Annotated in this window: 10 protein-coding genes; 3 read left to right on the forward strand and 7 right to left on the reverse strand. The window is 70.0% G+C overall.

Annotated features, from left to right (window positions below; all coding sequences use genetic code 11):
• Window positions 1-8 precede the first annotated feature (8 nt).
• The gene (locus tag AB0M76_RS28470) at window positions 9-968 is read right to left on the reverse strand and encodes a helix-turn-helix domain-containing protein (RefSeq protein ID WP_365955577.1); all 960 of its coding nucleotides are present in this window, start codon (window positions 966-968) and stop codon (window positions 9-11) included.
• Window positions 969-1,072: 104 nt separating this feature from the next.
• On the opposite strand from AB0M76_RS28470, the gene AB0M76_RS28475 reads away from it, so the two are divergent.
• Window positions 1,073-2,119: a saccharopine dehydrogenase NADP-binding domain-containing protein gene (locus tag AB0M76_RS28475; RefSeq protein ID WP_365955578.1), complete on the forward strand. Its 1,047-nt coding sequence runs from the start codon at window positions 1,073-1,075 to the stop codon at window positions 2,117-2,119.
• A gap of 80 nt (window positions 2,120-2,199) precedes the next feature.
• Here the strand turns inward: AB0M76_RS28475 and AB0M76_RS28480 are convergent, their stop codons facing one another.
• The 5 genes from AB0M76_RS28480 to AB0M76_RS28500 form a co-directional block, all read right to left on the reverse strand.
• Entirely contained in the window at window positions 2,200-3,453 is a 1,254-nt protein-coding gene (locus tag AB0M76_RS28480; RefSeq protein ID WP_365955579.1) for a ricin-type beta-trefoil lectin domain protein, read from the reverse strand.
• A gap of 219 nt (window positions 3,454-3,672) precedes the next feature.
• Window positions 3,673-4,500: an alpha/beta hydrolase gene (locus AB0M76_RS28485; protein ID WP_365955580.1), complete on the reverse strand. Its 828-nt coding sequence runs from the start codon at window positions 4,498-4,500 to the stop codon at window positions 3,673-3,675.
• The gene (locus AB0M76_RS28490) at window positions 4,500-5,090 is read right to left on the reverse strand and encodes a TetR/AcrR family transcriptional regulator (protein ID WP_365955581.1); all 591 of its coding nucleotides are present in this window, start codon (window positions 5,088-5,090) and stop codon (window positions 4,500-4,502) included. The genes AB0M76_RS28485 and AB0M76_RS28490 overlap by 1 nt, the downstream gene beginning before the upstream one ends.
• A 76-nt stretch (window positions 5,091-5,166) precedes the next feature.
• Window positions 5,167-6,543, reverse strand: coding sequence for a hypothetical protein (locus tag AB0M76_RS28495; protein WP_365955582.1), 1,377 nt, complete (start codon window positions 6,541-6,543; stop codon window positions 5,167-5,169).
• 49 nt (window positions 6,544-6,592) lie between these two features.
• On the reverse strand, window positions 6,593-8,299 hold the full coding sequence (locus tag AB0M76_RS28500; protein WP_365955583.1) for a thiamine pyrophosphate-binding protein: 1,707 nt from the start codon (window positions 8,297-8,299) through the stop codon (window positions 6,593-6,595).
• A gap of 352 nt (window positions 8,300-8,651) precedes the next feature.
• On the opposite strand from AB0M76_RS28500, the gene AB0M76_RS28505 reads away from it, so the two are divergent.
• Both AB0M76_RS28505 and AB0M76_RS28510 read left to right on the forward strand, forming a co-directional pair.
• On the forward strand, window positions 8,652-11,516 hold the full coding sequence (locus AB0M76_RS28505; protein ID WP_365955584.1) for a peroxidase family protein: 2,865 nt from the start codon (window positions 8,652-8,654) through the stop codon (window positions 11,514-11,516).
• Between the two features lie 11 nt (window positions 11,517-11,527).
• Window positions 11,528-12,088, forward strand: a complete 561-nt coding sequence (locus AB0M76_RS28510; protein ID WP_365955585.1) for a 2'-5' RNA ligase family protein — start codon at window positions 11,528-11,530, stop codon at window positions 12,086-12,088.
• Window positions 12,089-12,097: 9 nt separating this feature from the next.
• On the opposite strand, the gene AB0M76_RS28515 is transcribed toward AB0M76_RS28510, so the two are convergent.
• The gene (locus AB0M76_RS28515) at window positions 12,098-12,427 is read right to left on the reverse strand and encodes a CU044_2847 family protein (protein ID WP_365955586.1); all 330 of its coding nucleotides are present in this window, start codon (window positions 12,425-12,427) and stop codon (window positions 12,098-12,100) included.
• Between the last annotated feature and the right edge of the window lie 114 nt (window positions 12,428-12,541).

The raw sequence follows: 12,541 nt of genomic DNA on the forward strand, positions 1-12,541 counted from the left end.
CGGTACGGTCAGCCGGCCCTGTCGGGGCGAGCGCTGCGGAAGGTGCGTCGGTAGGTGTCCGGGGGCACGCCGACCGTGCGGTTGAAGTGGCGCCGCAGGGTGGCGTCCGTACCCATGCCCGTGGCTGCGGCGATCGCGCCGATGGTGTCGTCGGTGGTTTCGAGGAGTCCCTGGGCGCGGTGGATGCGTTGCGTCAGCAGCCAGCGAAGGGGAGTGGTGCCGGTGACGTCCGTGAAGACCCGGGCCAGGTGGCGTGAGCTCATATTCGCCCGGCGCGCCAGGTCCTCCACGGTGAGCGGCTGGTCGAGGCGTTCCATCGCCCACGCCAGCAGTGCGCCGAGGGGGTGGTCGCGGCGTTCGGGCAGCGGGGTGGTGACGAACTGGGCCTGGCCCCCGGCCCGATGGGGCGGGACGACGAGGCGGCGCGCGACCTCGTTGGCGACGGCCGAGCCGTGGTCGAGGCGGACCAGATGCAGGCACAGGTCCATCGCGGCGGCCTTGCCGGCCGAGGTCAGCACGGTGCCGTGGTCGACGTAGAGCACGTCCGGATCGACCTCCACCTCGGGGTATCTCTCGGCCAGCGCCCCGGCGTGCAGCCAGTGCGTGGTCGCGCGGCGCCCGTCCAGCAGACCCGCGGCGGCCAGTACGAACGCGCCCGTGCACAGCGAGGCCACCCGGGCACCCGCCTCGTGTGCCGCGCGCACGGCATCGACCAGTTCGGCGGGCGGGTCCGCGTCCAGATCGGCGCACGCCGGGACGATCACGGTGTCCGCATGCACGAGCCGGTCGAGTCCCGCGTCGGGCTCGAGCCGGAAGCGGTCGCCGACGGGCACGGTGCCCGGGGCGCACACCGTGAACTCGTACCAGGGATCCACGAGATCCGACCGGTCGACACCGAACACGTCGCAGGCAGCGGCGAGTTCGAAGTGCGGTACCCCGGGTGTGACGGCCAGTGCGACAAGGCTCATGTCCGAAAGTGTACGGGGCGTGGCGTTGCTGCCACTCCCGGCCGCCGGTTGCCGGAGGCACGATGGCATCCGGTGATCATTCGCGCACGAGACGGGGGAACCTCATGGGAACGAGTCGAGCGGCGGCGGTAACGGTGTTCGGCGCCTACGGGCACACCGGACGCTTCGTCGTGTCCGAACTGCTGGAGCGGGGGCTCACCCCGATCCTGTCCGGCCGCGACCCCGACAAGCTCCGGGCACTGGCCGACGACTTTCCCGGACTCGATGTCCGGCCGGCCTCGGCCGACGATGCGGCCTCGCTCGACCGAGCACTGGACGGCGCGGCAGCCGTGATCAACTGCGCCGGTCCGTTCGCCGTGACGGCCGCACCGGTCATCGAGGCGGCGCTGCGCGCACGGATCGCCTACCTGGACGTCGCGGGGGAGGTGGAGGCGGTCGCCGATACGTTCGCGCACTTCGCGGACCGGGCCCGTGACGCCGGCATCGTGGTCGTGCCCGCGATGGCGTTCTACGGGGGCCTCGGCGACCTGCTCGCCACCGCCGCGCTGGGCGACGCCCCGGCGGCCGACGAGGTGCACCTCGCGTTCGCCCTCAGCAGCTGGCAGCCCACGGCCGGGACGCGCGGGTCCAGCCAGGTCTCCCGGAGCCGGCGCGAGGGCCGGCGGCTCGTCTATGCGAAGGGCCGCCTGGAGCTGCGTACCGACGAGGCACCCACGGGCCGGTGGACGTTTCCCGCTCCGGTCGGGGACCGGCCCGTGATCGGTGAGTTCACCACCACGGACAGCGTGACCATTGCCCATCACCTGTCCGCCCCGGACATCCACACCTGCATGACGCTCGAGGCCGTCAAGGACGTACTGGCCCCGGACGCCGAACCTCCGAAGCCGGTCGACGAGCGAGGGCGGTCGGCGCAGACCTTCCTCGTCGACGTCGTCGTCCGCGCGGGCGGCACCCGGCGCCGTGCGGTGGCCCGCGGACAGGACATCTACGCCGTCAGCGCGCCTCTCGTCGTGGAAGCGGTCAGCCGCATCCTCGCGGGACAGGCCGGGACGGTCGGGGTGGTCGCGCCCGGGGAGATCTTCGACGCGCACGCGTTCCTGCGCTCACTGGCTCCGCGCCACCTCTCGTACGAGCTCGGTCAGGCCGACTGACCGGTGGCCAGCCGGGGTCCTGGTGCGGTGCCTCACGGACTGCACCAGGACCCCGGGGGACGATCAGGCTTGCGGATGCGCTACTTGGGAGTCACCCAGACCTGCCGCTTGTTGGTGTTGGCCGTGTACAGCTGGACCGGGGTGCTGTTGGCGGTCGCGCCGCCGGTGACGTCCAGGACCTTGCCCGACGCGGTGTGCACGATCTGGCCCTTGGCGTTGACCGACCAGCGCTGGGCCGGCGTCCCGTTGCAGTCGTAGAGGGAGATCTTGTTGCCGTTGGTGCTCGCGTTGCGCGCGTTGTCGAGGCACTTGCCGAAGGCGCGGAACGTGCCGTCCTTGCCCAGGATCCAGGACTGCGCCGCGCTGTTGTTGCACGTGTAGACCTGGATCTGGGTGCCGTTGGCCGCCTTGCCTCCCTTGACGTCCAGGCACTTGCCGGCCAGACCGACCACCTTGCCCTGGGGGGACAACGCGGCACCGGCGCCGGCTGCGAGACGGCGGAGCCCCTGTACGTCGAACTGCTGGACGTACGTCCCCGCCCGCTTGTCCTGGTACGCGTACGCAGGCGTGCACATGACGGGGAACTCGCCGGAATCGGTGCCCTTGACGCAGTCGCCCTTGGTCAGGCTGCGGTTCGCGTGGGTCAGGCCCAGCGTGTGGCCGATCTCATGGCTGATGTGGCTGCGCATATAGGTCTCGCCCATGGACGCGGTGGGCTTGCCGGCCGTGGTGAAGAACTCGTCGTCGATGTAGGCGTGACCGCTGGTCACCGTCTCCGCCACGGAGGAGCTGGTGAAGCCGCAGCTCAGATTCGCGCTGCCGGATCCGTCGTGGACCACCTTCCATCCGGTGCTGCCCATGCTGCCCTCGCCCGCCGGCGGTAGACAGGGCCGGTGCAGCACCCCGATGACGACCTCGCCCTTCGGGCGGGCGTAGTCCCAGCCCACGGGCCTGGTGTCGACGGTGACGGGCAGGTTCGTGATGCGCTGGAGGTCCGCCGCCGACGCCTTGGCGTAAGGGGCCAGCCAGTCGGCGGACTTCTGGTCGTAGAACTTGATCGTGTAGCCGGTCGCCAGCCACTTCGTCGCGCCGGAGAGCTTCCACCCCTCACCCTGCGGGGGAGCGGCCGCGGCCACCCGCGCCGGCGCGGCCGCGCGGCCCGCGTCGAGCCTCATGACACCGTTGCTGAAGACGGTGTTGTCGCCGGCGGAGACGACGGAATCGGCGTCTTCGGTGTGAGCGTCGGGCGCGTCCTCCACCGCGGGGGGCGCTGCCGTTTCTGCGGCCACCGGCTCGGGGCCGGTGTCCTCGGTGCCGAAGGCTGTGGAAGACATCTGCAGTCCGCCCACGACGACTGCGACGGCGCAGGCCCCGATCAGAGGTATGCGATATCTGGCTTTGAAACTCAAATCCCCGTTGCCTTTCATTGTGATCCCTCCCGTTGCACGCGCCGACGGATCGGCCGTCCGGGAGTCGAACAGATGATAAGGAATGCGCCAAGGGCACGATGTGGCGGGGGAGTTGCTGCTTGGGTCGCCGACGGGCGAGCCGCCCTACCGGCTGCTCAGCACCTCCAGCAGCCGCTGTCCGAACTCCTCCGGGGCGTCGGTGTAGCCGCTGTGCCCGCCCGGCAATTCGGTCACCTTGCCGCCGAGCCGGTCCGCGAGCGCCGCGGCCGGACGGTACGGCAGATGCCTGCGGGTTTCGAGTCCCGCGGCCAGCACCAGCCGATCGTAGACGGCGGCGAGCGCGGCCTCGTCAGGCACGTAGGACGTGAACTGCCGCAGCTCGTGCTCCATGAAGACCGGGAAGTTCGCGTTCAGCCGGCCGATCATCTCGGCCGCGCGCGGTGGCAGTCCGGCCGGGTCCGGCATCGGCTTCAGGGTGCCGCCGATGCCGGCCACGAAGTGCCGTGCCGCGGCCGCAAGGCCGTCGGCCCGGAACACCTCGTACACCTCCTCGAAGAACCCCCGCTCCACGGGGTCCGGCAGCAACGCGGCACATGGCGGCTGGTCCGCTACGACCAGGCGCAGCCGCTCAGGGTGGCGGGCCAGAAGGTCGAGGGCGACGATCGCGCCCGAGCTGCTGCCGAAGACGTACGCGTCCTCGCCGGCCGGGGTGAGGTGTTCGAGCAGGCGGTAGGCGTCCTCGCTCTGCACCTCGACCCGCTGGTCCACGGGGCCTGGGACGTCGAGCCGACTGCGGGAGTAGCCGCGCGGGTCGATGGTGACGACCCTGTAGTGCGCGGCGAGCGTGCCGGCGACCCCGTCGAAGACGGCGGCGTCCCCGCCGCCGCCCGGGAGCATGAGCAGTACCGGTCCGCTGCCGCGCACCTCGTGGTAGAGGCTCGCTCCGGGGACCTGCAGCATGGCCGATTTCATCAGGTGGTTTCCTCTTCGTTCATCGCCGGCCAGTGCACGAGCAGCACGTCCAGGGCGTCGATGGTCCGGTTCCAGGAGGCGGCGACGTCCCGGGAATGCCCGAAGCCGCCGGTGGCCTCCAGGCTGCTGTAGCCGTGGAAGGTGCTGCGCAGCAGCCGGACCGCGTCGGTCAGGTCGGGTTCTGTGAGGTCGTAGCCGCGCAGCATTCCGTATGTCAGGTCGATGCTGCGCAGGTGGCCGGGGGAGTCGGCGACCTGGCCGGGCTCGAGCTGGATCTGCGTGGCCGCATAGCGTCCGGGGTGCTGCAGCGCGAACTCACGGTAGGCGTGGGCGAACGCGGCGAGTGCGTCCTTCCCGGAGCGGCCCGCGACCGCAGCGCCGATGCGGTCGGTCAGCTCGGCCGTCGCGAGGATGGCCACCCGCACCCGCAGGTCCTGGACGTTCTTGATGTGCGAGTAGAGGCTCGCGTCCTTCACCCCGAAGTGGCGCGCGAGCGCCGACACGGTGAGGTTGTCGAAGCCGGCCTCGTCGGCGAGCTCGGCTGCGGCCCGGGTGATGCGGTCGGTCGTCAGGCCTGCGCGCGCTGCCATGACCCCCCCTTTTTTGCCTAGGACTTCTAGGCAGATGCCTAATATACACAGGCTCGAAGGGGTTGGATCAAGGAACTCAGCCGTGCCATTGCCGATCGTGCAGCTGGTGGGCCTCGGTCAGGCCGTCGCGGAAGAACCGTTCGTAGTAGGCGGTCTCGACGTGGTGGGCCTGCAGCCAGACCCCCGGGACGTGGATCGTGTCGCAGTGTGCGGGGAACCGCCCGTGGGTCTCGTAGATGTACGTGCAGATGTCGCGCGTGCAGGCGATGACATCGGCCGAGTAGTTGCTGGCCTCGCGCAGGTACTGGGAGCCGAACTCGCCCCGGTAGATGCGCTCGAACAAGCCCTCGTCGGCGTAGATGCCCTGCGGGCCGAACTTGTCCGCCACGACGGCGTCGACGGCGTCGTTCATGGTGGCGTAGTTCGGCGGGCACATCGCCTTGATCAGGTGCTCCCCGTTGTGGCGCAGGCCGACGGTGGTCGCCCGCAGCGTGGAGTAGCGCGGCAGCGGCACCTGCCAGCGCAGGAGGTCGGCCGGCCGCCACCGGGGCGTGGTCCAGTCGAAGCCGAGCATCGGACCGTACGTGGGACGGAACTTCGGGTCGCCCAGCATGATCGGCGGGGCGAGCGAGGCATGGATCCATGCCCCGAGCCCCATGGCGTCGGCGGTGAGCATGATGTTCTGCAGCAGCAGGTCGGCCTCGATCTGCGTGCGCATCGCCCAGATCGCGCCCAGCGGGAGTTTGATGTCCTTGTTCAGGAACCCCGACTTGACCCACTTGCTCACGCCCGCCGAACGGTAGAGGTTCCTGTCGTCGACGATGGCCGGTCGTGCGCCCTCGGGCTGGGTGAGCAGGTACATCATCCCGTTGATGTACTGCCGCGACAGGTCCACCACCGGGAACAGGACGGTGGTGCCCGGCAGGTTCGAGAGGAACCGGTTGGAGTCGAGGTAGGCGGGGAAGTCGCGCTTCCCGTCCGGCACGTCGATGCGGTGGTCGAGCAGCTGCACCTTCGCCTCGGCGGCGCGTGAGCACAGGGTCTCCGCGTCGAACGTCGCCTGCGAGCCGTCGGCGGGGGGAGGCAGCTTGCGCAGGAAGTAGGTGCCGGTGTCGTTGATCAGGAAGAAGTGGGTGCCCTGGGCGTTGTCGGGGCTGCCCGCGGTCCGTCCGGCCATGTTGAGGTTCGGCTTGGCCATGATCGGCTTGCCGTTGCGGGGATCGGCGAAGGGGCGGTCCGGCATGGTGAGGCCGGTGCACCCCGTCATGGAGATGAGGACCGCTTCCTCGAGCTCCGTCAGCGGTGCCCGTGCCTCGGTGGAGGACCAGCTCATCGAGCCGGCTTCGACGGAGCTTCCGCGGCTGACCCGGTGGGTGCGGCGGCGCCAGATCGACGTGATCAGCGGGCGGTTCATGAGGGCGTCGAGCCCGGTGTGGCGGTCTGTGTTCGTCAAGTCTGTCATGCTCCTGCCCCTTCCCGAGGGCTGCCGAGCCGGCCGGCGGTCAGTCGCGCAGACGTGCTTCGATGGTCTCGACGAGACCGGCGATGACGCCGTCGGGCGAGGGGCTGTAGTGCGGGACGGCCCACCGCGTGATCCTGGCGTCGATGACGGTGGGCCGGCCGGAGGTCAGCGCCGCACGGAACGCCTTCTCGAACTCCTCCAGCGTCTCGACGCGGTAGCCGTCGGCGCCGCACGCCTGCGCGTAGGCGGCGAAGTCCGGGTTCTGGAACTCGACCAGCCCCGTCTCCCCGTAGGTGGTGAGCTGGAAGAGTTTGATCAGCTTGAACTCCTGGTCGTCGAAGATGACCCAGATGACGGGGATCTCGTTCTCGACGGCGGTCATCAGCTCGAACCCGGACAGCGAGTAGCATCCGTCGCCGCAGCCGACGACGACCGTCCGCTCCGGGTGCGCGACCTTCAGGCCGATGGCGCCGTTGACATGGCCGGCCATAGGTCCGAACGAACCGGCCTTGCGGAAGTGCTGCCCCTCTTCGAGCTCCACGTAGTAGCCGAGCCAGGCCAGGTGGGCGCCCGCGTCGGCGAGCAGAACAGCTTGTGGGGGCAGCATCCGGCCGATCGCCTGGGCGAGCTCTCCGGGGTGGATGTGCCCCGTCAGGTGGGTGATGTGCCGGGCCTCGTAGTCCCGGCCGTCGACATCGGCCCTCGGGACCTCGCCGACCTTCTTCTCCAGGGCCTCGACGAGGGCCGCCACCGCCAGGCGTGCGTCGGACAGCAGGGCGTGGTCAGGGCGGTAGGCCTTGTGGAACTCGGCCTCGGAGATGTTCACATGGATGAGCACCTTGTTCTCGAAGAGGTCTTCGCGGTAGTTGAACGTGGCGTGCTGGTTGAGGGAGTTGCCGATGCACAGCACGACGTCCGCCTCGCGGAAGGCCTTCCACGCACTGGAGTGGCCGCTGTCGGCGAAGACGCCCACCGAGAGCGGGTGCCCCTCGGACACGATGCCCTTGCCGTCCAGTGTGGTCAGCAGCGGAATCTGGAACCGTTCGATCAGCCGCTTGACCTCCGCTCCCGCTCCGCTGCGGACGGCGCCGAAGCCGACGAGCGCCACGATCCGCTTCCGCCCGGTGAGGGCGTCCGCCAGCACCGAGGCGATCTCCTCCACGCGTGCCGGATCGGGCACGACCGGCTTGACGTCGAGCCGGATGTGCCGGAAGTCCGTGACCTCGATTCCGCGCTCGGTGAGGTTCTCGGGTACGTGGATGTGTACCGGCCCGGGTCGCCCCTCGAACGCGGTGTTGACCGCTTCCTCGAGGACGTCGCAGGTGTCGGCGGCATCCGTGAGCAGGAAGGACTTCTTCGTCGTGGCCGCGAACATGGCCCGGGAGTCGGGCGTGCGGTTCAGGCCCGAGGTCTCGTTGAGCGAACCCCATCCCTGCCATTTCATCGACGCGTATCCCGAGACGGCGAGGACCGGGTAGGAGTCGGACATCGCCACGGCCAGCCCGGAGAAGAGGTTGAACGCACCGGGCCCGGCCGTCGCGAAACAGAAGCCCAGCTGATTCGTGTACATCGCGTAACCGCAGGCCATGAAGGACGCGGCCTGCTCGTGCCGCGTGATGACCGGTCGGATCTGTCGGGAATGCTTCAGCGCAAGCATCAGACCGGCGGCGTTCTCGCCGGCACCGCCGAATGCGGCCTGGACCCCGATGCCTTCCAGCCCCTTGACGATGGCCTCGTAGACTCTCATCGGCACTCCCTCATCCATGCCCTGCCGCATCGGGCGAGGACGACGATCCGATGCCTGCTGTGCCGTCATCCTGCGTATCAGTCTCCCCGCGGGGACCCGGTCGGGCTGATCGCACGGGTCCATTCGGGTGAAGAGGCTCGTGGGCGGGAACGCAGCACGACGGTCGGGCGGCGACCTCGATGTACCCGTCTGCGTTGCTCCGCGCGACGTAGCCCCACGGGTCGGTCAAAGTTGCTGCGTGTGACGAAGATGCCCGCAGCCACCGTCACGGGCAGCCGTTCAACGTCGCCTCGTCGTCGTTGGCGCCATCGCGTCCGGACGACGAGGCCGGCGCCTTCGCGAAGGGGCACAGATGCACGAGATCGGGCAGTACGAGCGCTACGTGGGCGGCGACCCCGAAGCGGAACGGCTCGTCTTCGAGCGGCTCGCCCGTGAGCTCATGCGGGTCCAGCTCAAGGCCAGGAAGCGCAGCGGCGCAGCGGGCATCGAGCGGGCGTTCCACGCGAAGGCCGTCCTCGGCGTGGAGAACGCCCGGCTGGCGTTCGTCGACGACCTGCCCCAGGACCTGCGGACCGGCTTCGCGAGTCCTGCGGCCGAATACCCGGTCACCGTCCGGCTGTCCAATGCGAACGGCGCCCGCATGCCCGACTACACCCCCGACCTGCGGGGAGCGGCATTGCGCATCGAGGTGGGGCCGGACGAGGCCCACGACCTCCTCATGACCAGCTTCCCGGTCTCCCATGCGCGCAACGCACGCGAGTTCGTCGAATTCGCAAAGGCCATGGCAGGTGCCGATACGACGCTCCGCAAGGCATCCGGGCTGTTCCTCACCCTGCCCCTCGCGGTCGGCTGGTCCACGGCCGCGCGCATGCGGCGCAACGTACGCGCCGGAACGAGCCGTACCGTACACAGCCTGGCGCTGGAGACGTACTGGAGCCGCGGCGCCATCCTGTGGGGCGATCAGGGACCCGTGCGCTACCAGTTGCGGCCCGCCGCGCACGCGGCACCGGCCCCGAGCCCCTCCCGTACCGACCCGGACCACCTGCACCACGAGCTCGCACAGCGACTGAAGAAGGCGGACGTCGTCTTCGAGCTGTACGTCCAGCGCTACGTGGACTCCCGCCGGACGCCCATCGAGGACGGAGCGACCGAGTGGACGGAGGCGGATGCGCCCGTCGTCCGGGTGGCGACGCTGACGATCCCGCGCCAGGACATCGACAGTGCCCAGGCGCGGGCTGCCGCGGTTCGGGTCGACCAGCTGGTGTTCAACCCGTGGAACACGACGGAGGAGTTCCGGCCGCTGGGCAACCTCAACCGTGCCCGCAAGGTGGCCTACGAGGCCAGCAGCGCCCACCGCCTGGGCCACCGCTTCCTCACCACCGAGCCGCACCGCAATGCCGTGCTGGGCGTACCGCTCGACGCCGCTTTCGAGGCCCTCAACCGGTTCGTCCCCTGGCATCGGCTGCCCACCCGGCTCGGCCTGCTCAACCTCGTGACGCTGCGGCAGGCGCTGCGCCGGTACAACCTCATCGACACCGAGATCCACGAGGCTCCGCCCAAGGCCCAGCCGGTGCCCGCACCCGTCGATGAGCAGATGCGGGTCGCGCGGAGCTACGACGGCACCTACAACGACCTGTCCGCACCGAAGATGGGGGCCGTCGGATCGACCTTCGGCCGCAACCTCCCGCCCGTCTACCGGCCCGACCTGTTCGACACGCCCAACCCGGTGACCGTCAGCAGAGAGCTGCTCCAGCGCGACGCGTTCATCCCCGCACGGTCGCTGAACATCCTGGCCGCCGCGTGGATCCAGTTCCAGGTGCACGACTGGGTCAACCACAAGCGCTACCCGACCGGTACGAAGAGCGTCGAGGTGCCGCTCCCGCCCGGTGTCACCTGGAGCAACACCCCTGGCGGACGGCCCGAGACGGTGATGCGCTTCGCCGAGAACGAGAGCCTCGGCGCCGCCGACGGCGAAGCGCCGCCCATCCTGTTCGGCAATGCGGCCTCGCACTGGTGGGACGGCTCGGAGGTCTACGGCGGGACCAAGGACGCCGGAACGTCCCTGCGCGACCCGGACGGCGGCGCCGAGCTGCGCCTGGAGGACGGGCACCTGCCCTTCAGCCCGAACGGCTTCCCCCTCACCGGCTTCGCGGAGAGCTGGTGGCTCGGCCTCAGCGCCATGCACACCCTCTTCGCCCGGGAGCACAACGCCGTGTGCGAGGCGCTGCGGCAGGAGTACCCACAGCTGGACGAGGACCGCATCTACCACACGGCACGGCTCGTCGTCTCCGCTCTCATCGCCAAGATCCACACGGTCGAGTGGACCCCCGCGATCCTCGCCACCGAGACGATCGACATCGGTCTGAAGACCAACTGGCAGGGACCGCCCAAGAACTGGCTCACGCAGCTGGGCCTGTGGCTGTTCGAGGCGCACTCGCTGACCGGCATCCCGAAGACCCTGCCGGACCACCACGCCGCGCCGTACTCCCTCACCGAGGACTTCGTCACCGTCTACCGCATGCACCCGCTGCTGCCGGACGACTTCGAGATCGTGGACCACCGGCTCGGCCGGAGGCTCGACACCCTCGGGTTCAACGACCTGCAGGGCACCGCGGCGGAGCCGCTCATCCGCAAGACCGGTCTGGCCAACTCGCTGTACTCACTCGGCATCGCCCACCCCGGCGCGATCACCCTGCACAACTACCCCCGTGCCCTCCAGGCGTTCGAGAGGGACGGCGAGGTGATCGACCTGTCCGTGGTCGACCTGGTGCGCACCCGGCGCCGCGGTGTGCCGCGGTACAACGACTTCCGGGCCGGTCTGCACAAGCCGCGCCTGCGCCGCTTCGAGGACCTCTCCTCCGATCCGGACACGGTCGCGCGGCTGAAGGAGGTCTACCGTGACGTGGACCAGATCGACACCATGGTCGGGCTGTTCGCCGAGAATCCGCCCCAGGGCTTCGGCTTCAGCGACACGGCCTTCCGCATCTTCATCCTGATGGCCAGCCGGCGGCTGCAGAGCGACCGCTTCCTCACGGTCGACTTCCGGCCCGAGGTCTACACACCGCTCGGCATGGACTGGATCGAACGCAACGGCATGACGAGCATCGTCCTGCGGCACTGTCCCGAGCTGGCGGGCCTGCTGCCGCGCACGGCGAGCGCATTCGCACCCTGGCGCCCGGCCCCGGTGCGCGGCCCCTCCGACGGAGGCCGCGGCTGATCAGCGCACTGATGGAGGTGGCTCCCACACCATGGACCGCCGTGGTGTGGCTGCCCCCGGCCGGGTTGTGGCCCGTCATCCAGAGCATCCGTACGGTGCACGACCCCCAGATCCGCCGCTGGCCGCCCCATGTGAACCTGGTCTTCGGCTTCGTCCCCGAGGCCGACTTTCCGGCGGCGGCCCCACTGCTGGCAGCTGCCGTCGCGGAAACGGACCCTTTCGAGATCCGGCTGAGCGGGGTGCGTACCTTCCGGCACCGCGCCTACGCCACCGTGTGGCTCGACCCGGCCGCGGCCGGCCTCGCGCCCTGGACGGCGCTCGAGGATGCCCTGACGGAGCCGTTCCCGCTCTGCGGCGGGCGATTCCCGACCTTCACACCGCACCTGTCACTGGGCCGTACCCACGAGCCGCGGCGTCTGGCGGTGGAGTGCGCTGCCCGGCTGGGCAGCATGCCGGCGCGGGTCGAGGAGATCGTGCTGCTCTCCCGCCGCGGCGACGAGCCCATGCGGCCCCGCGTCACGATCGCCCTGGGCACGGGCGCAGTCCACTGGCACTCCGAGCCCGACCGGTGAACATGCCGGTCACTTCGTCGAGGACGGGGCCTTGCTCGTCCACTGGACCGTCACCTTCAAGTGGCAGTTGGCCCGGGTCTTGGTGATCACGGCCCCGGCCTGGACCGCGAGGTCGACGCCGAACTCGACGGTGATCGCATCGGGGCGGGCCTTGCGCAGCTGCTCCAGGGTGGCGCGCGCCGCCTCCGTGATCGGTTCCAGCGACTCCTGCAGGCTGCCCGGCAGGTCGTGAACGGCATCACTGAGGAGACCGGCCTTCACCGGTCCCGCCAAGCCGGCCGGGGCCTCGACCAGAAGGCTGCCCCCGCCGTCCAACGGAATCCGAGCCAGATGTGCCAAGACTCCTCCTCCGCCTGCTGCGCGGCTGCGGACTGCCTGCTGTGGGGTCTCGGCCAGCATGGCCAGGTTCCGGCACGTGCCGCATCCGGGGTGGACCGTACGCATGAGACGCCC

Origin of the sequence: Streptomyces sp. NPDC051364 (genome assembly GCF_040682115.1) — a bacterium.
Lineage (GTDB): Bacteria > Actinomycetota > Actinomycetes > Streptomycetales > Streptomycetaceae > Streptomyces.

Excerpts from the sequence above, each read along its gene's own strand:
- AB0M76_RS28480 (WP_365955579.1), bottom strand. The coding sequence starts at position 3,453 with ATGTCTTCCACAGCCTTCGGCACCGAGGACACCGGCCCCGAGCCGGTG.
- AB0M76_RS28500 (WP_365955583.1), bottom strand. The coding sequence starts at position 8,299 with ATGAGAGTCTACGAGGCCATCGTCAAGGGGCTGGAAGGCATCGGGGTC.
- AB0M76_RS28510 (WP_365955585.1), top strand. The coding sequence starts at position 11,528 with ATGGAGGTGGCTCCCACACCATGGACCGCCGTGGTGTGGCTGCCCCCG.
- AB0M76_RS28485 (WP_365955580.1), bottom strand. The coding sequence starts at position 4,500 with ATGAAATCGGCCATGCTGCAGGTCCCCGGAGCGAGCCTCTACCACGAG.
- AB0M76_RS28490 (WP_365955581.1), bottom strand. The coding sequence starts at position 5,090 with ATGGCAGCGCGCGCAGGCCTGACGACCGACCGCATCACCCGGGCCGCA.
- AB0M76_RS28475 (WP_365955578.1), top strand. The coding sequence starts at position 1,073 with ATGGGAACGAGTCGAGCGGCGGCGGTAACGGTGTTCGGCGCCTACGGG.
- AB0M76_RS28505 (WP_365955584.1), top strand. The coding sequence starts at position 8,652 with ATGCACGAGATCGGGCAGTACGAGCGCTACGTGGGCGGCGACCCCGAA.
- AB0M76_RS28470 (WP_365955577.1), bottom strand. The coding sequence starts at position 968 with ATGAGCCTTGTCGCACTGGCCGTCACACCCGGGGTACCGCACTTCGAA.